Raw genomic sequence first — 25,626 nt, forward strand, 5'->3', positions numbered from 1 at the left:
ATACGCATGAATAAACTAACCAATCTTTATGATGCAATATTGGGTAAACTATCATTTTTAGATGGTTTACCTGCATTGCTATTTCGCTTGATTTTAGCCCCTGTTATGATCATTGCAGGTTATAACAAACTTGCTATAAGCGGTGAGACAGAAGGTTTCTTTGATAACTTTTTAGCATCTCCAGATGTAGTTCAATGGTTTGGTAATAATGAATGGGGTTTAGGATTACCGTTTCCTGATTTACTAGCTTTTTTAGCTGGCTGGAGTGAATTTTTAGGAGGTTGGTTTTTATTACTTGGCCTTTTAACTCGCTTGGTCAGTATCCCACTTATGTTTACAATGGTTGTCGCTGCAACCTCAGTGCATTGGCATAATGGTTGGTTTGCAATAGCACCAACTAATCCAGAAACAAGTGCTGCGCAAGTGCTCGATTGGTTATCAATTCCGGGCGCTAAAGAAAGCCTTGAAAACTCACTAGAAGTACAAGACCGAATAGGTAAAATTCGTGGCTTAGTTGAAGAACACGGTTTTCCTGATTATCTATACGAAAAGGGCAAGCCGTCTATTTTAAACAACGGTATAGAATTTTCGGCAATTTATTTTGCTATGCTTCTTAGCTTGTTTTTTATGGGCGGTGGGCGTTTTGTTAGTATAGATTACTGGTTAAGGCGAAATATTGTAAAAGAATAACGTATTTAATCTACTTTACTAACGGCCGCATAGCTTAACCCTTTGCGGCCGTTTTGCATTTTAATTTCTCGGTATTTATTTTTTAAGGGTTTAAATGTTACTCTAGCGTTTTGAATTTTGAGGAATCGTTATGAACGCTATCGAGCTTTTACTTACCCGCCAATCAGACTCTAAACTAACAGAGCCGGGCCCTACGCCTGAGCAGCTCGACATAATTAAGCAAGCAGCATTACGTGTTCCTGATCATGGCTGTATAGCACCGTGGCAGTTCATTGTTGCTCAAGGTGATGCACGCAATAAACTGGGTGAAATTTACCATCAAAGTGCAGTGGCAGAGCAACAAGAAGAAAAAGTAATTAACCGTGCTAAAGAGCTTCCCCTTCGTGCGCCTATGATTGTAATAGCAATTGCTAAATATCAAGAACACCCAAAAGTTCCTCGAATAGAACAAGTACAAAGCGCAGGCTGTAGTGTATTAGCGATGCAACAAGCTGCATTTGCCCAAGGGTTAGGCGGTGTTTGGCGCACAGGCTACTTTGCACAAAGTAGCGCGGTTAAAAAAGCGCTTAACTTACATGAGCAAGATGAAATAGTAGGGTATTTATATATAGGTACACCCGAAGTCGATTGTAAAAAGTCGCCTCGCCATAAGCCGGAACACTATTTTAGTAATTTGTGAAATAGTATGAACTTTGCGCAACTTACGTAGTCATAATTCATTAAGGTTACAAAGAGTATTATTTAAAAGTTAATGACTTGGCTGTAAGAAGCGCTTGGAAGCACTAAATTTACTAAATCTTCTTCAGTTTGTTTTTTAATCGGTTGTTTTTTGATACATTATGGAAAGTCTTAATAAAAATAACGATAAAGAAGACGAAAACTATGGGAAATTTATTTTTACGTGAAAAAGAGAATTGGCTAGCATGGTCAATTTGGGGAATCATTGGTGCTTTTGTAACACTGTATGTTGCAATGAGCACAAATGCATCACACTTTATAGCCGGTTCAGCGATGGGTATGCTTGTGTTGTTAACATGGTGGATGCACCAGTCCAAACGTTTCGACTTTGGGCGTGCATTTAAAGTATGCTGCTACGTTTTATCGCTTAGTGTGCTACCAGCTTTTATGTTTGTTGTAGTACCAAGTGATGATTTAAATCGATTCGATTTAATTTTTCAAGGCGTTACCTTTACCGCACTGAGTATATTGGCTTGTTTAATCTGCTCTTGGATTGCACGTAGACCTAAACAATATTATTAATGTGTTTAACTTTAGTCTATTAACTACACTTTTATTAAAGTGAAGAGCTTAACAAAAGAACAAAGTGGGGCTATTTTATCCAATATGTTAATATTTTATATTAATTTCTATTTAGCTCTTTACAAGTTATGTATTTAGCCATATTATTCGCGCCGTGCGGAGAGATGGCAGAGTGGTCGAATGCACCGGTCTTGAAAACCGGCATGGGTTTATAGCCCATCTAGGGTTCAAATCCCTATCTCTCCACCATTATTTAAAAAAAACCGCCTTATGGGCGGTTTTTTGCTTTGTGGAGTTTCTAAATGACTAAGGCAACAAACCTACCAACCTCGCAGAAATTAATAAAACATCTTTTATTATGGACGGTATTTGGTTACTGCTATCAAAGTGCTATTAGCTTATTAGTAAAAATGGCTATAGATGCTCAACCAGAGTATCCATTAATTACCGCTTTAATTTATGGTGTTGGTTTTAATGTTTTAGCTGCCCATCTTATTACCAAATACGATAAGCATTGGCCAGTTATTGGCTCTGTTTTTATTGGTTGTATAGGGCTGCTTGTAGTGCCATTTTTACTGTTTGGCGAATCAGGATTACTAACAATGCCTCTACTTGTTGGAATTTTATTCAGTTTGCCGCTTTGTAGTTATATTGTTGGCCTAATTAAGCTAAAACTCAGCAAAAACTAGCCCCAAACGCGGTTTATTTTGTGATAGCATAGTCGCGTCTTTTAACTAACAAAACGTGAAAAACACATTATGTCAGATAATTTTACTACAGATGCTGAAAAAGCAAGTTACGGTATTGGCTTACAAATGGGTGAGCAACTTAAGTCTAATCCTTTTGAAGGCTTAAACCTAAATTCAGTATTTGAAGGCATGAAAGATGCGTACGCTGGTAGCGCATTTCAAGTTGAGATCCCTGAGATCCAAGCTGCATTTGAAAAAATCAACGAAGAGATTCAAGCTCGTCGTGAAGAAGAGTCTAAAGTACTTTCTGCAGAAGGTATTTCATTCTTAGAAGAAAACGCAAAACGTCCTGAAATCACAGTAACTGAGTCTGGTCTTCAATACGAAGTACTAGCAACTGGCGAAGGCGAAAAGCCAACAGCTGAGTCTACAGTACGTGTTGATTACCACGGTACACTTATTAACGGTACTGTGTTTGATAGCTCATACGAGCGCGGTCAACCAGCTGAATTTCCAGTTGGTGGCGTGATCAAAGGTTGGACTGAAGCATTACAAATGATGCCTGTAGGTACTAAATGGCGTATCTACGTTCCTCATGATCTTGCTTATGGTGAACGTGGCGCAGGTGCTGCAATCGCACCTTTCTCAACGCTTGTATTTGATGTTGAGCTACACGAAATCATTTCTTAAATTAAATAAATTTTAATTTAAGAATTTAAAAAGCCGTATTCAATTTGAATACGGCTTTTTTGTGTTTGTAATTTAAGAGTTTTATACCAATTAGCTTAATTAAGTGATCTATTTTTCGCTAAGAAAATTGTGTCGATAACAAGGCAAAAATTTCGTTGTTTAGTTGTTACCACTAATTGCTCTTGCATTGCTCTACCTCCTGCATCCATGCAGTCGTATATCAGAAATTCTTAACGCAGTTAGCGTCAGGTTTAATCCTTCAAATCGATTAAGTATTACTGCGTGTTGATATTATATATTCTAAAAATAAAAAAACCGCATTAATAAAATGCGGTTTGTAAATATATAAACTAAAAACTATTTTTAATTATTAAAAATAACCACGAACACCAAAGCGGAAGTTTCTGCCAGGTAGTGGGGCTTTATCTTTAATAAATGAGCTATGCACAAAGCCTAACTCATCAGTAATGTTATCCACGTTTATATAAAGCTGTGCATCTACACTGCCTAAACCTAATTGGTAATTCGCTTGTGCATCAAATAACGTATAACCATCGGTTTGTGTTTCAAACGCAGTTACATCGTTTTGATCAAAGTAATGAGTACCTGTAAGTGTTAGTTGTAAATCACCTAAATCATACTGTAGCTCCGAGCCTAATTTATTGGCTGGAATACGCGGTAGGTTACCTTCATCATCTTTAAGTTTTGCACGAGTTGAGTCACCAAATACTTTAACCATAGCGCTTGATGTAATTTGATAGTGAGCATCAAATTCAATACCATATAGCTCTGCATCTTTGCTGGTAAACTGATAAACCGCAACGGCATCATCATGTGCACCAATAGCCGATTCTAAACCATCTTCTTCATCGTAAACTAAACCTGTATTTTCTTGGAAGTAGAAGTTTTTAATATCGTTATAGAAAAAGTTAACTGTGTAACCAAAATCACCGCTAAAACGTCTAAAGCTTAAATCTAAGTTAGTTGAAGTTTCTTGCTTAATATTTTCAGGCTCAAAATGCGCTTCATTACCTTCAATGTTGTAACCAAGGCCAAGCTCATAAGTACCTGTTGCAATGTGTAAACCATTTGATAAAAGCTCTGCCGAAAGTGGTGCTCGCTCTGAATGAGAAATACTTGTCGCAATACTATGGCCCGGTTTGTACTGCCAGATGGCACCGGCAGAGGCGCTTAAATTGGTAAAGCTTTTATTGTATCCAATAGTTTCTTCGTCGCTATGATCTATTTCTACTTCATCGTGGCTATGTTCGTGTGCCGTGATTTTGCTTTCAATTTTGTAATCTTCTACACGTGCACCAAGCTCTATTGTCACGTCGCCAAATTCACGCTCTTCTAGTAAATATAATGCGTTAGTTGTAGTTACACTCGCGGGTGTAAATGCTTCTTCACCAATTGCATCGTAGTCAGAATCGCTGTAGTGATAGCCCATCATTCCGTGCCAATCAGCAAACTTATGCTCTACATTTAAACGTGCTTCAGTCGTTTTATTTTTAAAAGTAGTACCAATTTCGCCATCTTCAATTTCGCTGTGTGAATAATCTGTATAGCCAACACGTAGGTTGATGGTTTCAATCCAGTTATTATGAAGGGCGTAACTTACAAGCCCTTGCCAGCGGTCTTGCTCTAAATGTGCGTAAACCGGCTCTTCAGCTGCTTCATCTTCATGTTCAGCATGCTCTTCTTCAGTTTCACCTTCGTGATCGTGATGATGCTCATGCCCAGGAATACCGTAATCAGTCTCAATGCTACCGTAAGAAAAACCAATCGTTAAGTGATCGCCAACATAGCTGGTACCAAAGTTGAGTGTTTCGCTATCAATAAAAGTATTTTCTACCGAGCTTTCGGTTTCAACATCGCCATCATCGTCGGCAATAGTAAAGGTCGGTGTTTGGTAATCATCGCCGCTGCGCTTAGTACCATCAAAATGAAAGTTAAAGCCTTCATTACCTGTTTCAAGTTTTGCAGCTACGGTGTTTGAATTTGACACCGTATCGTGGCTGTATTCAGCAGCGCCTGTAAGCTCGTCGATGTTGCTAGTAGGAATACGGTTATCAACCACGTTTACAACGCCACCAATTGCACCAGAGCCATAAAGTAGGGTACTTGGACCTCGCAACACTTCAATTTGTTCTGCCGCTAGGCTGTCGCTTGATGTCGCGTGGTCTGGGCCAATACGCGACGCATCGCTGGCATCTAATCCATTTTGTGTGATTTTAACGCGAGGGCCATCTAAACCACGAATAATTGGGCTTGATGATACAGGGCCAAAGTAACTTGCATTTACGCCTGGTAAACCTTTAAGAGTTTCGCCAAGTGTTGGTTTAGATTTATTTCTTAATTCATCACCTGAGAGCACGCTTACTGGCGATATCATTTCTAGGCTGTTCTTATGAAGTGCAGAGGCATAAACAACCACTGTTTCAACCGATGTTGGTTTAAGTGACACAGACAGATTATTTGAAGATTCGGTAACAGTAATACGAGAGTCTATGTAGTTGTCTTTACTAATATGTAATTGGCTGTTTGCATCTATATCGATAGCAAACTCGCCTAAATCATTACTTTTAACGCTTTGGTTTTTGCCATGGACATGGATAGAGGCATTTTTAATTGGTTGATTTTTATCATCCATTACTTTACCAGTAACGGTTGCAGCCAAAGCTGATTGAGAACATAAAACAGAAAAAATAGCAGAGGAGATTAATGTTAACTTTGTCATGGATATATTGGTTCGTGGTTATTATGTTGTGATATAATATAACACCGCAAAATTAACGAATCAACAATGTTATAGTATAACTTTGTGTTTTGCGATGAATAATCAAAAAATGACGATTAAGCCAATATTATAAAAATTCAAATAATAGGTTTGTGAATAGGAAACTTATCTATTTGACCGAAGAACTCATAGCGCTAGCCGGTAAATCTATGTATTTAATAGCGGCTATCTATCATTATCGCATCTAGTTTATGCTGCGCTCTTGTCTGATTTGTTATATCTACAGATTCAATCATTTCGCATTCGTCGCGGATCATCTCTGAAATAAGGCTAGGGTAGTGGCGGCAGTCTTCTGGGCGGTCGAGGTAAATACTGCAGGTATACATATTTTTAGCGAGAGGATCTTTTTTAGGCGCAATTTCTAAAAATGGGCACACTTGAAGTCTTAAGCCTGTTTTTGGGTCAAACCAAATTTCGTTGTTTTTAACGTATTCATAAATTTCGGGGTTAAAAAGCTCCCATAAATCTATTTCTTCTTTTGTTGCGCTTAAATCGCCGCCGCCATATTTAATACAGCATTTACCACACTGGTTGCATTCTTTCATAATTGGCTAATTTAGTTGGCTGTTAACGAATTTAAGTTAGTTATTAGTGTAGCACCAAATTTATTATTAACGCTCTACTGAATTTACCCATCCTTTAATTTTTGGGTGTGTAAACAATAGTTAGATACAATAACTTAAGTTAAAACCCTTTGTTACATTTTATATAGTACAAGCTTTATTTAATGGTTTACTCTAAAGGTAGCGAAAATGTTACAAACCCCGCTTGAGCAACTGTGTGATTGTTAAATGTTGCTGAGCGCAGATACCTAAGCAGGGCGTTATTATGAAAGAGGCTGTCACTAAGTTAAAAACAGAATTTAATGCAAAGTTATTGTATTGGAACAATCTTAAAAGTAGCAAAGCTAAAGCGGCAATCATCCTATTATTTTCAGTTGTCATTGCACTTAAAGTGTTTACGACCATTTTTACATTGGATTGGGTTGCAAGTTTATTCAGCGTGTAAGTTTACCAAGAGTAATTGCGATAAAGTTTAATCACAGAGTGTTTAACGCCTACGCGATGTTCATTATTAATGTATTATTACGCTATACACCAAATTAAATAAATCAGTTGTTTAAATACGTTTTATAATGACTGTAATGATACATTTTAGCTAAATTGAGTGAGTAAATGAGTTTAGCTGCATTAAAGGATAACCAGTGATGATGAATACAAAAGTATATAAAGCGGTACATGATCTAGCAGAAGATTTAATGGCGGCGGCTAACAAAAATAACCGTGAAAAGTTTGAGTCGTTATTTGCAGAGTTAAAAGCTATTTGTATTGAAAACGAAAACACTTCAAAAGATCACCCTGTACAATGGGAAACTTTAGCTGATTTTACCGAAGAGTTAGAAGAGGCAATTACTACTTACGAAAAAGCATTAGAAAAGTCGATTGCGATTAATAACAAAGATCACATGTCGTCGGTTTCTTTTTCAATGGCTACATTACAGCTTGAGCTTGGCCAAAAAGATGAAGCTATTAAAAACCTTCAAAATGCTAAAGTCAGCGCCAATAAAATTGAAGACAAAGAGCTTAAAGCTGAAATACACGACCTACTAGAGTCGCTTATTGAAGAAGAAGGTTAAATACATAACTTATCCATATTAAATGTGATTTATGTGGATTTAGCTTGAGCTTAATAAAGCGCTGATGGTTTATACCCTCAGCGCTTTTTTATGTTTGCTATAAATACTAAACCAAAAGAAAAGGCTTACTATTGAGCTAGGTTATTCATAAAATCGACAATGTACTTTGCAATTTCTACTGGTTTTTCTTCAACGCTAAAGTGCCCTGAATCGAGTAAATGCAGTTCAGCGTTCGGTACATCTTTTAAGTATGCTTTAGCGCCTTCGGCTATAAACGCAGGGTCGTTCTTACCCCATACAATTAACGTTGGTGGTTGGTACTTGCGTAAATAAGCTTGCCATTTTGGATAGTCGAGAAGGTTGTTGTAGTAATCTTGTAGCAATTGCACTTGAATTACTCTATCTGCTTTGGTTTGTAAAAAGTGAAGATCATGCGTCCAGCTATCTGGGCTCATCACTTCAGGGTTACTTTGTACGTCTCGTAAATACTGCTTATTAATAATGGCTTGTTCAGACGTGAACGAATAAATTTTATCTTGCTGAGCTTTCGAACTATCTTCATTCGCGGCTTTAAAAAATGCTTGCCTCGGTAGGGTTAGCCCCTCTAAATACGCATTACCATTTTGTACAATAAGTGCATCAAGTTTATTAGGGTTATTTAACAACATTCTAAAGCCTACAGGTGCTCCAAAGTCTTGTATATATAGGCTGTAGCGCTTTACTTTAAGCGTTGTTAGTAACCCTTCAACGTATTGAGCTAGTAATTCAAAAGTATATTTTTGAGTTTCTGGGTTTGGGCGTTCGCTGTATCCTGAGCCTAAATAATCGGGTGCAATTACATGATAACGACCTGATAAAAGCGGGATCAATTCTCGGTAGCTGTGTGAAGACGACGGATAGCCATGTAAAAGCACAATGGTTTGCTTATGCTGGATGCCAGCTTCTCGGTAAAATATCTTTTTACCGTTTACATTTGCATATTTGTAAGCGGTTTTTGAAGGCCATACAGCATCAGCGGCATATACCTGAGCGGTAAGCGTAGACATTGAAACTAGTAAAAACACAATAAAAGAGACGATGTGAGCAGGTTTTACTTTAAGATTTTTTTGTATATCTGGGTGCATAAGTAAACTCGTTATTTTTGGTAATGACGCTTTATTAATTTACCAGACCCGTTATTTGCACAATTGTATTCAGATAATAACGTTGTAGTTTCACAGCAAAGAAGTGTACAGCAGGAGTAAGTGCAGCTTTGGACCTTACAAGATACTTATGAGCCAACAGTGGGCTAGGGCGTTAGCTCTTTATTGGCCGCTTTTTTGTATTTGAAATAGCTTATTAAATAAACGGCTATTGGAATCGTTGGGCTTAAAAATATGTGAGGATGAAAATAGATACCACGTTCGTCATATAGAAACACATATAACACGACCGCAAACGTTGAAGGTAAGGGGAAGATGATTGCGCCGTGCCCAACAGCAGCAAATAGTGTCCACGAGAAAACACTAGGCCAAAGCACTGCTCTGATGTAAGCACCTTTATTAGTCGCTTTAGCCTTTTTAGCGTAATTACGTGAAACAAAATAAGATATTAGCGTTGGAAACAAAGTTAAAATGATACTTAGCAGTATAAGCATAGTGATTCAATTCCTTTTGATATTATTTGCATAACCCAGTTTTTCACAATGTGTTAATTGGTTTGAGTTAATACCGTTTTTAAAGCAACAATTTGCTTAATTTCATCAGCTGTTAATGCTTTATATAACCTAGGATAGGGCCAACTATAGCCCCATCTGAAAGTCGATGGTATATAAGGGCTGCCACCAAATCGAACTCCAGCAAGCATAAGGTTCGCTATACTCGTTTCGCCGGCTTCAATAACACACTGTTGCAAGGCTTTATCTGCTTCTAAACGTTGCCAATAAGCGCCACCTTGCCAGTAGGCGTAGTCATGCGCTTTACAACATGCAAGCCACAACTTTTTAACTTTTGTCGTGCCGTCCGGAAAAGCACTACAGCCATCTGATGTGAACGGTTTTATATTTTCAGCATTTGCTGTATTACTTAATATGACAAGTAAGACAATGGGACTGAAACGCATTATTTTCATGCGAAAGAGTGTATTAGTAAAATTATATATGATTTTAAGTGTTACTGTTTTAGTTACAAATAATAACACTTTAAAAAGTATAAAAAAGGTTTTTACTGTTTATAGACTGGTTATGCTTATATGATAATTTTGATTTAGAGCTTTTTGTTTAGATACTCTATGCGTTCTATTTTCTTCGCTAGTTGCGAGGTGTTAATACTAAAAGTGCTGGTTAAAAAACTTACTACAATATTAGATTAAGGTTTACACATGGTGTGTTGCATTTGTACTTTAGGAGAGGAGCTGTGCTAGAACAAATAGAAAATTGGATTGACGCTACAAATTTAAAATACAGTAGTCAAAAAGTGAGTTGTGATAAATTCAGTAATGAATTTTATGGGTTTTATCCTACCGAGCTTTTAAAAAACGCGTATTACGTTGTTGTAGACCAAATACCAAAGCCAGACTTTGCGGGTCTGCGAGAAATGGGCCTAGGTGATTTTGTCGATATGGACGCGGCGGGTATAACGTATAAATATACTTATTATATACTTCCCCACGTCGCTACTAATTTAAGGGTCCATTTTCATGAACTTGTTCATGTTGCGCAGTGGCTTGAGCTTGGCGCTAACGCATTTATGCTTCGTTACATTAGTGAAATTCAACGAGAGGGATATCACCATGCTCCGCTCGAAAAGATGGCATACCCGCTTGATGATCAATTTGCTAGTCGTGGTAAAAAATAGATGTGCCAAAATATGTAACTCATACTCTGTAATTAGCGCAGAATTTTAAAGGAATTTATATGAACAAAACGTTAGGATGCTTTTTTACTTTAATGTGTATTGATGCACAAGCTGTAACGTTTGAAGAAGGTATAGTATCAGCCTTACTCGAGCGAACAAAACACAATATTACCTACGATGGGGCTTATCACTCAATTGCTTACCCAGGTGGTGATGTGCCTAAAAATATTGGGGTATGTACCGACGTTATAATCAGAAGTTACAGAAAGTTAGGCATCGATTTACAGAAACTCGTGCATGAAGACATGCAAAATAACTTTACACTGTATCCATCTAAACGTATTTGGGGTTTAAGTAAGCCTGATAAAAATATAGACCACCGACGTGTTCCAAATTTACAAGCTTACTTTGAGCGCCATGCAAACGTATTAAGTAAATCCAACAAAGTGAGTGATTATAAAACCGGCGATATAGTAACGTGGATGTTACCAGGTAATTTACCTCATGTAGGCATGGTGATTAATGAATCATCTCAAGATACAGGTAATCCGCTTATTGTGCATAATATTGGGCGTGGGCCGCAAAAAAGTGACATGCTTTTTGATTACAAAATTACAGGGCATTACCGGTTTGTTCCACAGTATTGATGCGCTTAATAAACGGTATATGTAAGTATTAATCTTATTTCAGATTAATACTTACATTGCCATTGGGTTTACAGCAGCACAGGAGTATTTCGCCTTCGCGCACAAATGCAAGGGGCTCTTCGTTATATTCAACACTACCTGACACTAACGTTGCTCTACAAGCGCCGCAGTAACCTTCACGGCATTGGAATGCGACGTCTATTTTCATGGATTCTAAGCAGTGTAAAAGAGAAGGGCAGCCAGCGGTAAACTCTATACACTGGCTGTTTTCTGCAAGCGTTACACTTGCAGTAGACTTGTCACTCATTATAAATCAAAATCACCAAATTCTGATGCATCAACTTGCGAGTCTATTTGACCAACAAGGTATGAGCTTATTTCTGCTTCTTGTGGTGCTACTTGCACGTTATCAGACACTAACCACGAGTTTATCCATGGGATAGGGTTACTGTTATTTTCAAACTGTGCTGGCAAACCAATCGCCGTCATACGCGCATTGGTAATGTATTCAACGTACTGACATAAAATATGCTTATTTAAGCCAATCATCGAACCATCTTTAAATAAGTATTCGGCCCACTCTTTTTCTTGCTCTGCTGCGTCAACAAACATTTTAATAGCTTCATCGCGGCACTGGGCAGCAACAATCGCCATTTCTGGGTCGTCTTTACCGTCTTGCATAATGTTTAAAATATGCTGAGTACCCGAAAGGTGAAGTGCTTCATCACGTGCAATTAGCTTGATGATTTTAGCGTTACCTTCCATTAGCTCGCGCTCAGCAAACGCAAACGAACATGCAAAGCTTACGTAAAAGCGAATCGCTTCAAGAATATTTACCGACATCATTGCAAGGTAAAGTTTCTTTTTAAGCTCAAACAAATTCACGATAACAGTTTTACCATTAATCTCGTGTTTGCCTTCACCGTATAAGTTGTAAAGCGAAACAGAGTTAATTAAGTCATCGTAGTATTTAGTTACGGCATCAGCACGTTCGCTAATTTTATCGTTGCTAACTATGTCATCAAAAATAAGCTCAGGTGCTTGTGTTACATTACGGATAATATGCGTGTATGAGCGGCTGTGAATCGTTTCACTAAACGCCCATGTTTCTATCCATGTTTCAAGCTCTGGTAGCGATACAATTGGAAGTAGGGCAACGTTTGGCGAACGACCTTGCACACTATCAAGTAGAGTTTGGTATTTGAGGTTACTTAAAAATATATGCTTTTCGTGATCGGGTAACGCTTGAAAGTCTAAACGGTCTTTACTTACATCTACTTCCTCAGGACGCCAAAAGAAAGACAGTTGCTTCTCGATTAATTTTTCAAAAATAGGGTATTTTTGTTGGTCGTAACGAGATACGTTTACAGTTTGGCCAAAAAACATTGGCTCTTGCATTTGGTTATTATGGTTTCGGCTAAAAGTAGTATAAGACATGTTTATCACTCAAAAAACTATCAGAAAAAGCGGGCTAAATGCCCGCTTAAAATAAAAATCAGCAGTTATATTTTACACGCGCCGCCTTCACAATCATCATCTTCCACTTCTGGAGTATCTTCTTGCATATCTGAGGCACCATCACGAGTATTGTGGTAGTACAAGGTTTTAACACCTAGTTTGTACGCGCTTAGTAAGTCTTTTAATAAGACTTGCATAGGTACTTTACCGCCTTCGAACTTGTTTGGATCATAATTTGTATTTGCAGAAATTGTTTGGTCTACAAATTTTTGCATTATACCAACAAGCTGCAAGTAACCATCGTTTGATGGAATGTCCCACAGTAGCTCGTATTGATCTTTTAAACGCTCATACTCAGGAACAACTTGCTTTAAAATACCGTCTTTACTTGCTTTAACGCTAATATGTCCACGTGGTGGTTCAATACCATTTGTTGCATTAGAGATTTGCGACGATGTTTCTGATGGCATTAACGCACTTAGTGTTGAGTTACGCATACCGTGCTCTTTAATATTTGCACGTAGTGTATCCCAATCAAGATGAAGTGGCTCATCACAAATTTTATCTAAATCACGTTTGTACGTATCTGTTGGCATAATGCCTTGTGAATACGTTGTTTCGTTAAACTTAGGACAGGCACCACGCTCTTTAGCAAGCTCGTTTGATGCTTTCATCAAGTAGTATTGAATCGCTTCAAATGTTTTATGAGTCAGTGCATTTGCGCTGCCATCTGAATAACGCTTACCGTTTTTAGCTAGGTAGTATGCGTAGTTAATCACGCCTATACCTAACGTTCGACGACCCATAGTTGCATTTTTAGCAGCCGGTACTGGGTAGTCTTGGAAATCAAGTAAGTTATCAAGGGCGCGTACTGCAAGTTCAGCTAGCTCTTCAAGCTCATCTAGTGATTCTATTGCACCTAAGTTAAACGCAGACAGTGTACAAAGGGCAATTTCGCCTTCTTCGTCATTTACGTTATTAAGTGGCTTAGTTGGCAATGCAATTTCTAAACATAAGTTAGATTGGCGAATAGGCGCAACTTTAGCAATGAACGGGCTATGTGTATTACAGTGGTCCACATTTTGTAAATAAATACGACCTGTACTTGCACGCTCTTGCGCAAACATAGAGAAAAGCTCAATCGCTTTAATGCGTTTTTTACGAATCGATTCGTCTTGTTCGTATTTTACGTAAAGCGCGTCAAACTCAGCTTGGTCTTCAAAAAATGCATCGTAAAGACCAGGCACATCTGATGGGCTAAATAACGTAATGTAGTCGTCTTTAATTAAACGAGAGTACATTAGTTTATTAAATTGTACGCCGTAATCTAGGTGACGAACGCGGTTGTCGTCCACACCACGGTTATTTTTAAGTACAAGTAGGTTCTCTACTTCTAAATGCCAAAGCGGGTAGAACAATGTTGCAGCGCCGCCACGTACACCACCTTGCGAACAACTTTTAACAGCTGTTTGAAAGTGCTTATAAAAAGGAATACAACCTGTGTGGTACGCTTCGCCGTTACGAATATGGCTACCTAGCGCACGAATTCGACCAGCATTAATACCAATACCTGCGCGTTGTGAAACGTATTTAACAATAGCTGACGACGTTGCATTGATTGAATCAAGGCTATCGCCACATTCAATTAATACACACGAGCTAAACTGGCGAGTAGGTGTACGTACACCCGACATAATTGGCGTTGGTAGAGATATTTTAAATAACGATACTGCGTCGTAAAAGCGCTTAATGTAAGAAACGCGTGTTTCACGTGGGTAGTCAGAGAATAAGCTCGCTGCTACTAAAATATATAAAAACTGTGCACTTTCGTAGATTTCACCCGATACACGGTTTTGAACGAGATACTTACCTTCAAGCTGTTTTACAGCCGCGTAGCTAAAGTTAAGATCGCGAGAATGATCAAGATATGCATCAAGCTCGTCTAATTCTTGCTCTGTGTAATCTACTAATAAGTGAGCATCGTAGCGTTTATCGCCAACCATTTTTGTTACGTGGTCAAATAAACGTGGTGGCTCAAATTGACCGTACGCTTTTTTACGTAAATGGAATACAGCTAAACGTGCAGCTAAGTATTGATAATCAGGCGATTCTTTTGAAATCTGATCCGCTGCTGCTTTAATGATGGTTTCGTGAATGTCTTTAGTACGAATACCGTCGTAAAACTGAATGTGCGATTTTAATTCAACTTGCGAAACCGAAACGTTGCTTAAACCTTCGGCGGCCCATTCAATGACGCGATGGATCTTATCCAGATCAAGAGGCTCTTTGCGCCCGTCACGTTTGCTTACAGATAACTGTTGGTTCATTTGCCTGTATTCCTTGGGAATTATGTATTTTGACCAATGCTTTATGCCTCGCCGAAGCAAGGTACATACTCATTTATTATAGGTTTCACCGTATTGGCGAATTTAATTGAATAACATTTGGCCACAATATCTGGTGTTGTTCAATTTAGAGATCACAAGATAGTGTGGTCTGAGTTGTTTTGCAAGGGACATAATTGCCCCTGTTTGTGGATAACTTTGGGATAACGCATTTGTGTTAGTAGACACTCACCTTCGAACAATCATTTAAGTTGAAATATGCAAAAATCAACTAATGATCTGCTAAATTTACTCATTTTAAAAATAAATTTTGACTGCTTTTTTTATCAGCAAGCTTTGTGTGAAAACTAACACAATCACAATATATAGTGTTTAATAATTAACATAGCACTATATATGGTTAAAACCATCAATTGGGCTTTGCCAGTTAAAATCAGCATTCCAGCTGTTGGCTTCATCAATACTTGGGATGTAACCCCAAAGTGCCGTTGCGGTATGCATACCTGCCGCTTTGCCTGCTTGTATGTCACGCTGTGCATCACCAATGTATAAACAACGGCTTGGTTCTACCTGCATAAGCTTTGCACAATGCAGCAGTGGTAAAGGTGATGGCTTAGCTTCAGCTAATGTGTCGCCACTTATTACTACACTGGCATTTTTTAATGCGGGAATAGCTGCCACTAAAGGATCGGTTAAAAACCCTGGTTTATTAGTCATGATCCCCCATTTGATCTTTTTCTGATCAAGGGCGATAAGTAACGATTCAACTCCGCTGAAGCAACGTGTGTGATTTGCTATGTTTGTGGCGTACTCGTCAACTAATTGCTTTATAAGCTCGCTTTGGGGTTGTTTAGCCCATAATTCTTTAAAACCAGCCTCTAATAATGCGCCTGCGCCGTTAGATGCGGCAGGACGGTATATATCACTACTAACAGGTTCTATTTTATTGCTAATAAGGACTGTGTTTAAAGCGGCACCTAAATCATCAGCGGTGTCGAGTAGGGTGCCGTCTAAATCAAATAAAAATGCATCGTACTCAATAAGGGGTAGGGGGGCTTGAGAGTTAGCCATTAAGCTAACTTCTCAAAATAAAGTATGTAATTTACGCTAACGTCACTATTGAGCGTATATTGCTTTGATAGTGGGTTATAAGAAAGCCCTGTACTTGCACGAACTTTTAAACCGGCTTGCTCTGCCCATGCAATAAGCTGTGCAGGCTTTATAAACTTTTTATGGTCGTGTGTACCTTCAGGCACCATTTTTAAGAGTTTTTCAGCGCCAACAATAGCGTATAAGTATGCTTTAGGTGTTTTGTTCAGGGTTGAAAAAAACACGTCTGCGCCTGGTTTGGCAAGTGCGGCTACGGCATGAATGATAGATGCTGGGTCGGGAACGTGTTCAAGCATTTCCATACACGTTATTACATCAAAGCGCTCAGGGTACTGTGTTGCAAACTCTTCTGCAGGCACTTTTATATAATCTACATTTACGCCAGTTTCTAAACTGTGCAACTTAGCAACAGTTAAAGGTTCTTGGCCCATATCGATGCCAGTTACTTTTGCACCCATACGCGCCATGCTTTGGCTTAAAATACCGCCGCCACAGCCAACGTCGAGTGTTTCTTTATCGAATAAGCCTTGCGTTTTGTTTGCTATAAAGTCTAAACGTAACGGGTTAATTTCGTGAAGAGGTTTGAATTCTCCGTCTAGGTCCCACCAACGCTCAGCGATGGCTTCAAATTTTGCTATTTCTGCGTGATCTACATTTTGATGTTCGGTCATAAAATACTTCCTCGTCAATCTGAGGCCATTATATAGGGCTAAATTGATAAATCGCAAAGTTTTGCGCCTGTAAATTAAAATTAATTGTGATAGCATGGCTGTTAGAAATAATAACAATACTCTTAATACCCAATACCGGGTTGTTGAGAGCTGATACTGAAGGAATGTGATATCAAATGACTGATCTCGCCAATGAAATTCTGCCAGTCAATATTGAAGACGAGTTAAAAAACTCCTACTTAGATTACGCAATGAGCGTAATAGTAGGACGTGCATTACCAGACGTACGTGACGGCTTAAAACCTGTTCATCGCCGCGTTTTGTTTGCAATGAACGAGCTTAGTAATGACTGGAACAAGCCTTACAAAAAATCGGCCCGTGTGGTCGGTGACGTAATCGGTAAATACCATCCACACGGCGACAGTGCAGTTTATGACACGATAGTTCGTATGGCTCAGCCATTCTCACTACGTTATATGCTTGTAGATGGCCAAGGTAACTTCGGTTCGGTTGATGGTGATTCAGCAGCGGCAATGCGTTATACAGAAGTACGTATGGCAAAAATGTCGCATGAGTTATTAGCCGATCTTGAAAAAGAAACGGTTGATTTCGTTCCTAACTACGACGGCACTGAGTTCATCCCTGACGTGTTACCTACGAAAGTCCCTAATTTATTAGTGAATGGTTCGTCGGGTATTGCAGTAGGTATGGCTACAAATATACCACCACATAACTTAACTGAAGTTGTGAACGGTTGTTTGGCACTTATTCAAAATCCTGATTTAACTATTTTAGAGTTAATGGATTATATTCCTGGTCCTGATTTCCCAACGGCTGCAATTATCAACGGTAAAAAAGGCATTGAACAAGCCTATTTAACTGGCCGTGGTAAAGTGTACATGCGTGCACGCGCCGACGTCGAAACCGATGAAAAAACAGGCCGTGAAACAATTATCGTTCACGAAATTCCTTATCAAGTTAATAAAGCCCGTTTAATTGAAAAAATTGCTGAGCTTGTTAAAGATAAGAAAATTGAAGGTATTAGTGCACTACGTGATGAATCAGATAAAGACGGTATGCGTATCGTTATTGAAATTAAACGTGGTGACGTAGGCGAAGTTATTTTAAATAACTTGTATTCACAAACTCAGTTACAAACTGTGTTTGGTATGAATATGGTTGCATTAATTAACAACCAACCTAAGTGTTTTAATCTAAAAGAAATGCTTGAAGAGTTTATTATTCACCGCCGTGAAGTAGTAACTCGTCGTACCGTGTTTGATTTACGCAAAGCGCGTGACCGTGCTCATACGCTTGAAGGTTTAGCAATTGCGCTTGCAAACATTGACCCAATTATCGAGCTTATTCGTAAATCACCTACACCTGCTGAAGCTAAAATTGCTTTAACTGCACGTCCGTGGGAATTAGGTCATGTACAAGGTATGCTTGAAAAAGCAGGCGAAGATAATGTAGCCCGTCCAGATTGGCTTGCTGATGATTTAGGTATTCGCGACGGTCAATACTATATTTCTGAGCAACAAGCTCAAGCAATTCTAGATTTGCGTTTACACAAGCTGACTGGTCTTGAACACGAAAAAATCTTAACTGAATATCAAGCGTTGTTAGAGTTAATTGCTGAGCTACTTTATATTTTGGCAACACCTGAGCGTTTAATGGAAGTTATTCGTGACGAACTAGTTGAAATTAAAGCGCAGTATGGCGACGAACGTCGTACCGAGATTAATGCAGCGGCTCACGATATCAGCCTTGAAGACTTAATTACCGAAGAAAACGTTGTTGTAACGCTTTCTCACGAAGGGTATGTGAAGTATCAGGCATTGTCTGATTACGAAGCACAGCGTCGTGGTGGTAAAGGTAAGTCAGCAACGAAGATGAAAGATGAAGATTTCATTGAACGTCTGTTAGTTGCAAATACACACGATACTATTTTATGTTTCTCTACGGCCGGTCGTTTATATTGGCTTAAAGTGTATCAGTTACCACTAGCAAGTCGTGCAGCGCGCGGTAAGCCAATTGTTAACTTGTTACCACTTGAAGCTGATGAACGTATTACTGCTATATTGCCAGTACGCGAGTACGCAGAAGATAAATATATCTTTATGGCAACTGCATTCGGTACAGTTAAGAAAACACCATTAACGGCTTACAGTCGTCAACGTGCAAGCGGTATTATTGCTGTTAACTTAAATGATGGCGATAGCTTGATTGGTGTTGATATTACCGATGGTAGCAACGAAATTATGTTGTTCACTGATGCAGGTAAAGTTGTACGCTTCAAAGAAGCTGAAGAAACAACAGTTGTTGATGAAAACGGCAACCCAGTATTAGACGAAGAAGGTAACCCTGAGATTCGCTTCAAAGGTGTTCGCCCAATGGGTCGTACTGCTACAGGTGTTCGTGGTATTAAAATGCCAGACGAGCAACGCGTAGTATCGTTAATTGTACCAAAAACTGACGGTGCCATTCTAACGGTAACTGAAAATGGTTACGGTAAGCGTACACAACTTGAAGATTACCCATCTAAGAGCCGTGCAACACAAGGTGTTGTATCAATTAAGGTGAGTGAACGTAACGGTGCTGTTGTTGGTGCTGTGCAAGTTGATGACAACGATGAAATAATGATTATTTCGAATCGTGGTACCTTAGTACGAACTCGCGTTAATGAAGTTTCAACGGTTGGACGTAACACACAAGGTGTTATTTTGATCAGAACTATTGACGGAGAGCAAGTAGTTGGTTTACAACGTATAGAAGAGATTGAAGTTACAGAAAGTGACTTAATTGATATTGAAGACGTTGAAACAGTAGATACGGTTATTGATGAAGTAGCGGATGATAATCCTCCTTCAGAATAATTGATATTGAAAAAGCGGCCTTGGCCGCTTTTTTTAATGTTGTTGAAAAAAATTAATAGAGTGTGAAATTATACTCATACCAATTCGCTTAATTAAGAGATCTATTTTGAGGGTGGAAAAACGTGTTGATAGCTAGGCAAAAAATTCGCTATTTAGTTGTTCTAAATGAGAATTTTTTAACGCAAGTAGCGACACGTTTAGCCCCGCAAAATGATTAAGTATTATTGCGGATTGGTATTATTCATTAAATTTTAAAGGTTTAGCGGATTGGTATTAAATGTTCATGCTTAGTAGTTAAATTACTGGAATGAGGCAAAGGTAATGAGTAAATATAATTTTTGTGCGGGGCCAGCTATGCTTCCGCAAGCGGTTATGAAAAAGGCGCAAAAAGAGTTTCTAGATTGGCAAGACCTAGGTGTGTCTGTGATGGAGATTAGCCATCGTAGTAAAGAGTTTTTAGCGCTTACAGCTAAATGTGAAGCTAGTCTTCGTCGCCTAATGAATATTAGTGATGAATTTGAAGTGCTGTTTATGCATGGTGGTGGTCGTGGCCAGTTTAGTGCTGTGCCATTAAACTTACACCAAGAAGGTAAAACAGCGTTTTATTGCGAGAATGGCGTATGGTCGAAAAGCGCCAGAGATGAAGCGAATAAGTTTACTCAAACGTCTTTTACGGATGTCCGTAATGATGCTGATGGTGAGTTTTCAATTAAAGACGTTGCTGACTGGGAATTACCAGAAGACGCTGCGTACATCCACTATTGCCCTAATGAAACTGTCGATGGCTTAGAGATTTTTGATGTACCAAGCCACCCAACAGCTCCGATTATTGCTGATATGTCTTCAACTATTTTATCGCGTGAGATAGACGTTAATAAATTTGATTTGATTTACGCTGGTGCGCAAAAAAATATCGGTCCATCGGGCATATCAATTGTTATTGTTCGTAAAACATTACTTGAGCGCGAAGGTTTGCCAAAGCCCGGTATTTTAGATTACGCACTTGAAGCAAAGCAGGGCAGTATGTTTAATACCCCACCTACCTTTGCTTGGTATTTAGCGGCTGAAGTATTTGAATGGCTTGAAAGCAATGGTGGGGTAAAAGCCATGGAAGCACAAAATATTGCTAAAGCAAATTTACTGTATGATTTTATCGATAACTCAGATTTTTATTCAAATATAGTCGCTAAACATTGCCGCTCACGCATGAATGTTCCATTTTGGTTAAACGATGAAAGCTTAAATAGCAAATTTGTTGCTCAATCAAACGAGGCCGGTTTACTTGCACTTGAAGGTCACAGAATTGTGGGCGGTATGCGCGCAAGTATTTATAACGCTATGCCTCTTGAAGGTGTTCAAGCACTTGTAGATTTTATGGCTGCATTTGCAAAGGAGCACAGCTAATGGAGCAGCTCCGTTTAGAACCTATTTCTAAAGTAAATGGCACGGTAACCCTACCAGGTTCAAAGAGTCTATCGAACAGAATTTTATTATTAGCAGCACTGGCAAACGGTACCACCGTTGTAGAGAACTTACTTGATAGTGACGATATACGCCATATGCTGGGTGCTTTAAAGTTATTGGGTGTAAATGTAACTTTAAATGATGAACACACTGTAGCGACCGTAGAGGGAGTTGGTGGTGTGTTTAATACACCTACTGAGCCCTTGTTTTTAGGTAATGCGGGTACTGCTTACAGACCTTTAACGGCTGTACTTGCTGCCGTTGCTGGTGAGTATGAGCTAATAGGCGAGCCACGTATGGAAGAGCGTCCGATAGGGCACTTAGTTGATGCTCTACAAGCGCTTGGTGGTGATGTTACTTATACAAAACACAAAGACTATCCACCACTTAAAATTGTAGGTGGTCAAATAAAAGGTGGTGAGGTTGAAATTGACGGTAGTATTTCAAGTCAATTTTTAACGGCTCTATTAATGGCAGCGCCATTATTTAGCGGTGATACAACGATAACTATTAAAGGTACTTTAGTATCTAAACCTTATATTGATATTACGCTTGATGTAATGGCACGTTTTGGTGTTAGTGTTGAACACAGTGATTATGCAACTTTTAAAGTTAAAGGTGGTCAACAGTATCAATCACTCGATCGAATTATGGTTGAAGGCGATGCATCTTCTGCTTCTTACTTTGTTGCTGCGGCTGCAATTGCTGGCGGCGAGATTGAAATTAAAGGCGTGGGTGCTAAATCAGTTCAAGGTGATATAGGCTTTGCTAAAGTAATGGAGCAAGTAGGCGCAAAAATCGATTGGTATGATGAACGTTTAGTTGTTCGCAAAGGCGAATTAAAAGGCGTAGATATTGACGCTAATGCAATTCCTGATGCTGCTATGACCCTTGCAACTGTTGCTCTTTTCGCTAAAGGCCCAACTGCCATTCGTAACATTTATAACTGGCGAGTAAAAGAAACAGACCGTTTATATGCGATGGCAACTGAGCTTAGAAAAGTAGGTGCAGAAGTGGTAGAAGGGCATGACTTTATAGAAATTACACCGCCTAAACACTTCAACGATGTAGCAATAGACACTTACGACGATCACCGTATAGCCATGTGTTTTGCAATGGTTGCCGTTGGTGGAAAGCCAATAACGATTAATGATCCAAAGTGTACCTATAAAACATTTCCTACATTTTTCAATGTTTTAGCGTCAGTCAGTGAATAAGCTAATTAGAAGTAATTACAAAAGTTACACACTAATAGCAGATATATTTTAATAACTGACGTATAATGTCGCGGTTTATTTAGGTGTGCATTGCAGGAGGTTTTAAATGCAGGCGTTATTAATGCCCGTGATCACCGTTGATGGCCCAAGTGGTTCAGGTAAAGGAACTGTTTGTCGCTTGTTAGCCGACAAGTTAGGGTGGGATGTATTAGATAGCGGTGCGATTTATCGCGTTTTATCTTTAGCTGCACTTCATCACCAAATTGCATTAGACAATGAAGAAGGGCTTGTCCCTCTTGCTGCAAATTTAGATGTGCAGTTTTTGGTAGATAGCCAAACTAATGCAGGAAAAGTTATTTTAGAAGGCGAAGATGTAACTACTACTATTCGTAATGAAGAAGTAGGCGCTGCAGCATCAAAAGTTGCAGCATTACCTCGCGTTCGTGAAGCGTTATTACGTCGCCAGCGTGCATTTCGCACTGAAAACGGCTTAATTGCCGATGGCCGTGATATGGGCACTGTGGTTTTTCAAGATGCGCCGTTAAAAATATATTTAACAGCAAGTGCAGAAGAGCGTGCTCGTAGACGCTTTGTTGAGTTGAATACGCGCGGTCTTGATGTTACACTAAGTGGTCTATTACAGGACATTCAAGCTCGTGACGAGCGCGATATGAATCGTGCCGTTGCTCCGCTTGTACCTGCAGATGATGCTATTGAGCTTGATACTAGCGAACTCAATGCACAGCAAGTGTTTGATAAGGTAATAACTTTATTGGATATTGCAATCTCTGAAGGTAAGCTTCCTAAACGAAGCTAAAACACATTTTATGCGCCAGCAGGATGCCAGTGCTATTTTAACAACCCCATGCAGCATGGTTGCTTATTGGTATAATATATAGAGACGTATATTCGTATGTCAGAAAATTTTGCGCAGTTATTTGAAGAAAGCTTAAAGGGTTTTGAAGCAGAGCAAGGCTCTATCGTTAAAGGTACAGTAATCTCTATCGAGAATAACATTGTACTTGTAGATGCTGGTCTTAAATCAGAAAGTGCTATCCCTGCTGAGCAGTTCAAAAATGCTGCTGGTGAACTTGAAGTTGCTGTAGGCGACGAAGTAGATGTTGCACTAGATGCAATTGAAGACGGTTTCGGTGAAACTATTCTTTCTCGTGAGAAAGCTAAGCGTCACGAAGCATGGATCCGTCTTGAGAAAGCATGTGAAGAGCAAGAGACTGTTACTGGTGTTATCAACGGTAAAGTTAAAGGCGGTTTCACAGTTGAAGTTGATTCAATCCGTGCTTTCCTACCTGGTTCACTTGTTGATGTTCGTCCAGTACGTGACACAACTCACCTTGAAGGCAAAGAGCTTGAATTTAAAGTAATCAAGCTTGACCAAAAACGTAACAACGTTGTTGTTTCACGTCGTGCAGTTATCGAATCTGAAAACTCACAAGAACGTGAAGAGCTTCTTGCTAACCTTGTTGAAGGCCAAGAAGTTAAAGGTATCGTTAAGAACCTTACTGACTACGGTGCATTCGTTGACCTTGGTGGTGTTGATGGTCTACTACACATTACTGATATGGCTTGGAAGCGTGTTAAGCACCCTTCAGAAATCGTTAATGTTGGCGACGAAATCGCAGTTAAAGTTCTAAAATTCGACAAAGATAAAACTCGTGTATCTCTAGGCCTTAAACAGCTTGGTGAAGATCCATGGGCAGCTATCGCTGGTCGTTACCCAGAAGGTTCTAAACTTTCTGGTCGTGTTACTAACCTTACAGATTACGGCTGTTTCGTGGAAATCGAAGAAGGCGTTGAAGGTTTAGTACACGTTTCTGAAATGGATTGGACTAACAAAAACATCCATCCTTCAAAAGTTGTTAGCTTAGGCGACACTGTTGAAGTTATGGTTTTAGAAATTGACGAAGAACGTCGTCGTATTTCTCTTGGTCTTAAGCAATGTATTGCTAATCCTTGGCAGGAATTTGCTCGTCTACAAAACAAAGGCGATCAAGTTACTGGTAAGATCAAATCAATCACTGACTTCGGTATCTTTATCGGTCTTGACGGTGGTATTGACGGTCTTGTACACCTTTCAGACATTTCTTGGAATACACCTGGCGAAGAAGCTGTACGTGAATTCAAGAAAGGCGACGAAATCACTGCTATCGTATTGCAAGTTGACCCAGAGCGTGAACGTATCTCTCTAGGTGTTAAGCAAATCGAAGCTGACCCATTCAATAACTACCTTGATGCAAACAAAAAAGGTGCTATTGTTAAAGGTAAAGTGACTGAAGTTGATGCGAAAGGCGCAACTGTTGAACTTATCGAAGGCGTTGAAGGTTACATCCGTGTAGCTGATATCGCTCAAGAACGCGTTGAAGATGCAACTACTGTTGTTTCTGTAGGCGACGAGATTGAAGTTAAATACGTTGGTGTTGATCGTAAGAACCGCACTTTAAGCTTATCTGTAAAAGCTCTTTTCGAAGCAGAAGAGAAAGAAGTACTAGAGAAGCTTAAGAAAGAAGAGCCAGTGTTTGAAAACGCAATGGCAGCTGCTTTCGCAAATGCACAAAAAGACTAATATATAATTAGTTTTTAGTTGGAAGGGCATTTTTTGCCCTTCCTATATCTCTTTTTAAGGAAACGCTATGACTAAGTCAGAACTGATAGAAACACTTGCGGAACAACACGCACACGTTCCAGTGAAAGATGTTGAGAATGCTGTAAAAGAAATTCTTGAACAAATGGCCGGCTCATTATCTACTTCAGATCGTATTGAGATCAGAGGTTTTGGTAGTTTCTCTTTGCATTTCCGCGCTCCTCGCACAGGTCGTAATCCTAAGACTGGCGATACAGTTGAGCTTGAAGGAAAGCATGTACCTCATTTTAAACCAGGCAAAGAATTACGCGACCGCGTAAATGAAAGCATTGCCTAGTTAACTTAGTGGAGTAGTTACTTGTTCAAGGTATTAAAAATTATTCTGGTTGCGCTATGCCTTATCAGTGCATTTGTATTAGGGTCACAAAACCCACAGTTAGTACAAATAAATTATATTATAGCCAGTAATACACTACCTTTAGCTGTAATAATAAGTATCTGCTTTTTATTAGGTGTTTTAGTGGGTTGTTTTATTAGCTTTAAATTGTTTTCACAATTAAAGTGGCAAAACTACCGCTTAAAAAAGCAATTAGCGCCTGAAAAAGATAAAAAAAAGCTTGCCGCGAATAAAGACACCTAA

25 protein-coding genes, 1 tRNA gene and 1 pseudogene are annotated in these 25,626 nt (G+C 39.1%); 17 read left to right on the top strand and 10 right to left on the bottom strand.

Features of this window, described 5'->3' with window-relative positions; genetic code table 11:
• Window positions 1–6: 6 nt before the first annotated feature.
• The 6 genes from GQR38_RS01535 to GQR38_RS01560 all read left to right on the top strand — a co-directional run bounded on the left by GQR38_RS01535 (window position 7) and on the right by GQR38_RS01560 (window position 3,329).
• Entirely contained in the window at window positions 7–690 is a 684-nt protein-coding gene (locus tag GQR38_RS01535) for a DoxX family protein (RefSeq protein WP_007582701.1), read from the top strand.
• A 130-nt stretch (window positions 691–820) separates the two neighbouring features.
• Window positions 821–1,369: an NAD(P)H nitroreductase gene (locus tag GQR38_RS01540; RefSeq protein WP_024590138.1), complete on the top strand. Its 549-nt coding sequence runs from the start codon at window positions 821–823 to the stop codon at window positions 1,367–1,369.
• A gap of 203 nt (window positions 1,370–1,572) precedes the next feature.
• A complete protein-coding gene (locus tag GQR38_RS01545) occupies window positions 1,573–1,950 on the top strand; it encodes a hypothetical protein (RefSeq protein ID WP_007582705.1) in 378 nt (125 codons plus the stop codon).
• Window positions 1,951–2,108: 158 nt separating this feature from the next.
• Window positions 2,109–2,199: transfer RNA gene (locus GQR38_RS01550), tRNA-Ser, on the top strand.
• 53 nt (window positions 2,200–2,252) lie between these two features.
• A complete protein-coding gene (locus GQR38_RS01555; protein ID WP_010554477.1) occupies window positions 2,253–2,639 on the top strand; it encodes a hypothetical protein in 387 nt (128 codons plus the stop codon).
• 69 nt (window positions 2,640–2,708) lie between these two features.
• Complete coding sequence (locus tag GQR38_RS01560; RefSeq protein WP_165721547.1) at window positions 2,709–3,329, top strand: FKBP-type peptidyl-prolyl cis-trans isomerase; 621 nt, start codon at window positions 2,709–2,711, stop codon at window positions 3,327–3,329.
• A gap of 370 nt (window positions 3,330–3,699) precedes the next feature.
• Here GQR38_RS01560 and GQR38_RS01565 read toward each other — a convergent pair whose 3' ends face one another.
• Both GQR38_RS01565 and GQR38_RS01570 read right to left on the bottom strand, forming a co-directional pair.
• Window positions 3,700–6,069 carry a TonB-dependent receptor gene (locus GQR38_RS01565; protein WP_165721548.1) on the bottom strand — a complete coding sequence of 790 codons (2,370 nt, stop codon included), beginning with the start codon at window positions 6,067–6,069 and terminating at the stop codon, window positions 3,700–3,702.
• Window positions 6,070–6,284: 215 nt separating this feature from the next.
• Window positions 6,285–6,674, bottom strand: a complete 390-nt coding sequence (locus GQR38_RS01570; protein WP_024590141.1) for a YkgJ family cysteine cluster protein — start codon at window positions 6,672–6,674, stop codon at window positions 6,285–6,287.
• 283 nt (window positions 6,675–6,957) lie between these two features.
• Here GQR38_RS01570 and GQR38_RS01575 point away from each other — a divergent pair, with 283 nt between their 5' ends.
• Together GQR38_RS01575 and GQR38_RS01580 are read left to right on the top strand one after the other, a co-directional pair.
• Window positions 6,958–7,137, top strand: coding sequence for a hypothetical protein (locus GQR38_RS01575; protein ID WP_024590142.1), 180 nt, complete (start codon window positions 6,958–6,960; stop codon window positions 7,135–7,137).
• A gap of 199 nt (window positions 7,138–7,336) precedes the next feature.
• Window positions 7,337–7,765, top strand: a complete 429-nt coding sequence (locus GQR38_RS01580) for a hypothetical protein (RefSeq protein WP_024600261.1) — start codon at window positions 7,337–7,339, stop codon at window positions 7,763–7,765.
• Window positions 7,766–7,893: 128 nt separating this feature from the next.
• On the opposite strand, the gene GQR38_RS01585 is transcribed toward GQR38_RS01580, so the two are convergent.
• The 3 genes from GQR38_RS01585 to GQR38_RS01595 all read right to left on the bottom strand — a co-directional run bounded on the left by GQR38_RS01585 (window position 7,894) and on the right by GQR38_RS01595 (window position 9,865).
• Window positions 7,894–8,889 (bottom strand): alpha/beta hydrolase, encoded by a 996-nt coding sequence (locus tag GQR38_RS01585; protein WP_165721549.1) that lies wholly within the window; start codon window positions 8,887–8,889, stop codon window positions 7,894–7,896.
• Between the two features lie 164 nt (window positions 8,890–9,053).
• Complete coding sequence (locus GQR38_RS01590) at window positions 9,054–9,401, bottom strand: hypothetical protein (protein WP_165721550.1); 348 nt, start codon at window positions 9,399–9,401, stop codon at window positions 9,054–9,056.
• Between the two features lie 53 nt (window positions 9,402–9,454).
• A complete protein-coding gene (locus tag GQR38_RS01595; protein ID WP_165721551.1) occupies window positions 9,455–9,865 on the bottom strand; it encodes a hypothetical protein in 411 nt (136 codons plus the stop codon).
• 293 nt (window positions 9,866–10,158) lie between these two features.
• Here GQR38_RS01595 and GQR38_RS01600 point away from each other — a divergent pair.
• Window positions 10,159–10,631 (top strand): annotated as a pseudogene (locus GQR38_RS01600) (hypothetical protein).
• Between the two features lie 27 nt (window positions 10,632–10,658).
• Window positions 10,659–11,246 carry a DUF1287 domain-containing protein gene (locus GQR38_RS01605; protein WP_165721552.1) on the top strand — a complete coding sequence of 196 codons (588 nt, stop codon included), beginning with the start codon at window positions 10,659–10,661 and terminating at the stop codon, window positions 11,244–11,246.
• Window positions 11,247–11,280: 34 nt separating this feature from the next.
• Here the strand turns inward: GQR38_RS01605 and yfaE are convergent, their stop codons facing one another.
• The 5 genes from yfaE to ubiG form a co-directional block, all read right to left on the bottom strand.
• Entirely contained in the window at window positions 11,281–11,553 is a 273-nt protein-coding gene (yfaE, locus tag GQR38_RS01610) for a class I ribonucleotide reductase maintenance protein YfaE (protein WP_165721553.1), read from the bottom strand.
• On the bottom strand, window positions 11,553–12,683 hold the full coding sequence (gene nrdB / locus GQR38_RS01615) for a class Ia ribonucleoside-diphosphate reductase subunit beta (RefSeq protein WP_007583038.1): 1,131 nt from the start codon (window positions 12,681–12,683) through the stop codon (window positions 11,553–11,555). The genes yfaE and nrdB overlap by 1 nt, the downstream gene beginning before the upstream one ends.
• Before the next feature lie 65 nt (window positions 12,684–12,748).
• Window positions 12,749–15,031 carry a class 1a ribonucleoside-diphosphate reductase subunit alpha gene (gene nrdA / locus GQR38_RS01620; protein ID WP_010552863.1) on the bottom strand — a complete coding sequence of 761 codons (2,283 nt, stop codon included), beginning with the start codon at window positions 15,029–15,031 and terminating at the stop codon, window positions 12,749–12,751.
• Window positions 15,032–15,439: 408 nt separating this feature from the next.
• Window positions 15,440–16,120 carry an HAD-IA family hydrolase gene (locus tag GQR38_RS01625; protein ID WP_165721554.1) on the bottom strand — a complete coding sequence of 227 codons (681 nt, stop codon included), beginning with the start codon at window positions 16,118–16,120 and terminating at the stop codon, window positions 15,440–15,442.
• Window positions 16,120–16,830 (bottom strand): bifunctional 2-polyprenyl-6-hydroxyphenol methylase/3-demethylubiquinol 3-O-methyltransferase UbiG, encoded by a 711-nt coding sequence (ubiG, locus tag GQR38_RS01630; protein WP_008171708.1) that lies wholly within the window; start codon window positions 16,828–16,830, stop codon window positions 16,120–16,122. The genes GQR38_RS01625 and ubiG overlap by 1 nt, the downstream gene beginning before the upstream one ends.
• Before the next feature lie 176 nt (window positions 16,831–17,006).
• Here ubiG and gyrA point away from each other — a divergent pair, with 176 nt between their 5' ends.
• From gyrA to GQR38_RS01665, 7 genes are all read left to right on the top strand, one after another.
• A complete protein-coding gene (gene gyrA, locus GQR38_RS01635; protein ID WP_007583046.1) occupies window positions 17,007–19,706 on the top strand; it encodes a DNA topoisomerase (ATP-hydrolyzing) subunit A in 2,700 nt (899 codons plus the stop codon).
• A 321-nt stretch (window positions 19,707–20,027) separates the two neighbouring features.
• Window positions 20,028–21,110 carry a 3-phosphoserine/phosphohydroxythreonine transaminase gene (gene serC, locus GQR38_RS01640; protein WP_010552860.1) on the top strand — a complete coding sequence of 361 codons (1,083 nt, stop codon included), beginning with the start codon at window positions 20,028–20,030 and terminating at the stop codon, window positions 21,108–21,110.
• On the top strand, window positions 21,110–22,387 hold the full coding sequence (gene aroA / locus GQR38_RS01645) for a 3-phosphoshikimate 1-carboxyvinyltransferase (RefSeq protein WP_010552859.1): 1,278 nt from the start codon (window positions 21,110–21,112) through the stop codon (window positions 22,385–22,387). Before serC ends, aroA begins: the two co-directional genes overlap by 1 nt.
• Before the next feature lie 106 nt (window positions 22,388–22,493).
• Window positions 22,494–23,204, top strand: a complete 711-nt coding sequence (cmk, locus tag GQR38_RS01650; RefSeq protein ID WP_007583052.1) for a (d)CMP kinase — start codon at window positions 22,494–22,496, stop codon at window positions 23,202–23,204.
• 96 nt (window positions 23,205–23,300) lie between these two features.
• Entirely contained in the window at window positions 23,301–24,968 is a 1,668-nt protein-coding gene (rpsA, locus tag GQR38_RS01655; protein WP_002961176.1) for a 30S ribosomal protein S1, read from the top strand.
• Window positions 24,969–25,035: 67 nt separating this feature from the next.
• Complete coding sequence (gene ihfB, locus GQR38_RS01660) at window positions 25,036–25,323, top strand: integration host factor subunit beta (RefSeq protein WP_007583054.1); 288 nt, start codon at window positions 25,036–25,038, stop codon at window positions 25,321–25,323.
• Between the two features lie 21 nt (window positions 25,324–25,344).
• On the top strand, window positions 25,345–25,626 hold the full coding sequence (locus tag GQR38_RS01665) for a LapA family protein (RefSeq protein ID WP_007583056.1): 282 nt from the start codon (window positions 25,345–25,347) through the stop codon (window positions 25,624–25,626).

The sequence above is a fragment of the Pseudoalteromonas sp. c7(2019) genome (assembly GCF_011378625.1).
GTDB lineage: Bacteria > Pseudomonadota > Gammaproteobacteria > Enterobacterales > Alteromonadaceae > Pseudoalteromonas > Pseudoalteromonas arctica.

What these genes read in the sequence shown, in the direction of transcription:
- serC (WP_010552860.1), top strand. Translation starts at nt 20,028, where the DNA reads ATGAGTAAATATAATTTTTGTGCGGGGCCAGCTATGCTTCCGCAAGCG.
- GQR38_RS01605 (WP_165721552.1), top strand. Translation starts at nt 10,659, where the DNA reads ATGAACAAAACGTTAGGATGCTTTTTTACTTTAATGTGTATTGATGCA.
- cmk (WP_007583052.1), top strand. Translation starts at nt 22,494, where the DNA reads ATGCAGGCGTTATTAATGCCCGTGATCACCGTTGATGGCCCAAGTGGT.
- GQR38_RS01565 (WP_165721548.1), bottom strand. Translation starts at nt 6,069, where the DNA reads ATGACAAAGTTAACATTAATCTCCTCTGCTATTTTTTCTGTTTTATGT.
- aroA (WP_010552859.1), top strand. Translation starts at nt 21,110, where the DNA reads ATGGAGCAGCTCCGTTTAGAACCTATTTCTAAAGTAAATGGCACGGTA.
- ubiG (WP_008171708.1), bottom strand. Translation starts at nt 16,830, where the DNA reads ATGACCGAACATCAAAATGTAGATCACGCAGAAATAGCAAAATTTGAA.
- GQR38_RS01555 (WP_010554477.1), top strand. Translation starts at nt 2,253, where the DNA reads ATGACTAAGGCAACAAACCTACCAACCTCGCAGAAATTAATAAAACAT.
- GQR38_RS01575 (WP_024590142.1), top strand. Translation starts at nt 6,958, where the DNA reads ATGAAAGAGGCTGTCACTAAGTTAAAAACAGAATTTAATGCAAAGTTA.
- GQR38_RS01540 (WP_024590138.1), top strand. Translation starts at nt 821, where the DNA reads ATGAACGCTATCGAGCTTTTACTTACCCGCCAATCAGACTCTAAACTA.
- GQR38_RS01570 (WP_024590141.1), bottom strand. Translation starts at nt 6,674, where the DNA reads ATGAAAGAATGCAACCAGTGTGGTAAATGCTGTATTAAATATGGCGGC.
- GQR38_RS01595 (WP_165721551.1), bottom strand. Translation starts at nt 9,865, where the DNA reads ATGCGTTTCAGTCCCATTGTCTTACTTGTCATATTAAGTAATACAGCA.
- ihfB (WP_007583054.1), top strand. Translation starts at nt 25,036, where the DNA reads ATGACTAAGTCAGAACTGATAGAAACACTTGCGGAACAACACGCACAC.
- GQR38_RS01560 (WP_165721547.1), top strand. Translation starts at nt 2,709, where the DNA reads ATGTCAGATAATTTTACTACAGATGCTGAAAAAGCAAGTTACGGTATT.
- gyrA (WP_007583046.1), top strand. Translation starts at nt 17,007, where the DNA reads ATGACTGATCTCGCCAATGAAATTCTGCCAGTCAATATTGAAGACGAG.
- GQR38_RS01625 (WP_165721554.1), bottom strand. Translation starts at nt 16,120, where the DNA reads ATGGCTAACTCTCAAGCCCCCCTACCCCTTATTGAGTACGATGCATTT.
- yfaE (WP_165721553.1), bottom strand. Translation starts at nt 11,553, where the DNA reads ATGAGTGACAAGTCTACTGCAAGTGTAACGCTTGCAGAAAACAGCCAG.
- rpsA (WP_002961176.1), top strand. Translation starts at nt 23,301, where the DNA reads ATGTCAGAAAATTTTGCGCAGTTATTTGAAGAAAGCTTAAAGGGTTTT.
- GQR38_RS01590 (WP_165721550.1), bottom strand. Translation starts at nt 9,401, where the DNA reads ATGCTTATACTGCTAAGTATCATTTTAACTTTGTTTCCAACGCTAATA.
- nrdA (WP_010552863.1), bottom strand. Translation starts at nt 15,031, where the DNA reads ATGAACCAACAGTTATCTGTAAGCAAACGTGACGGGCGCAAAGAGCCT.
- GQR38_RS01535 (WP_007582701.1), top strand. Translation starts at nt 7, where the DNA reads ATGAATAAACTAACCAATCTTTATGATGCAATATTGGGTAAACTATCA.
- GQR38_RS01580 (WP_024600261.1), top strand. Translation starts at nt 7,337, where the DNA reads ATGATGAATACAAAAGTATATAAAGCGGTACATGATCTAGCAGAAGAT.
- GQR38_RS01545 (WP_007582705.1), top strand. Translation starts at nt 1,573, where the DNA reads ATGGGAAATTTATTTTTACGTGAAAAAGAGAATTGGCTAGCATGGTCA.
- GQR38_RS01585 (WP_165721549.1), bottom strand. Translation starts at nt 8,889, where the DNA reads ATGCACCCAGATATACAAAAAAATCTTAAAGTAAAACCTGCTCACATC.
- nrdB (WP_007583038.1), bottom strand. Translation starts at nt 12,683, where the DNA reads ATGTCTTATACTACTTTTAGCCGAAACCATAATAACCAAATGCAAGAG.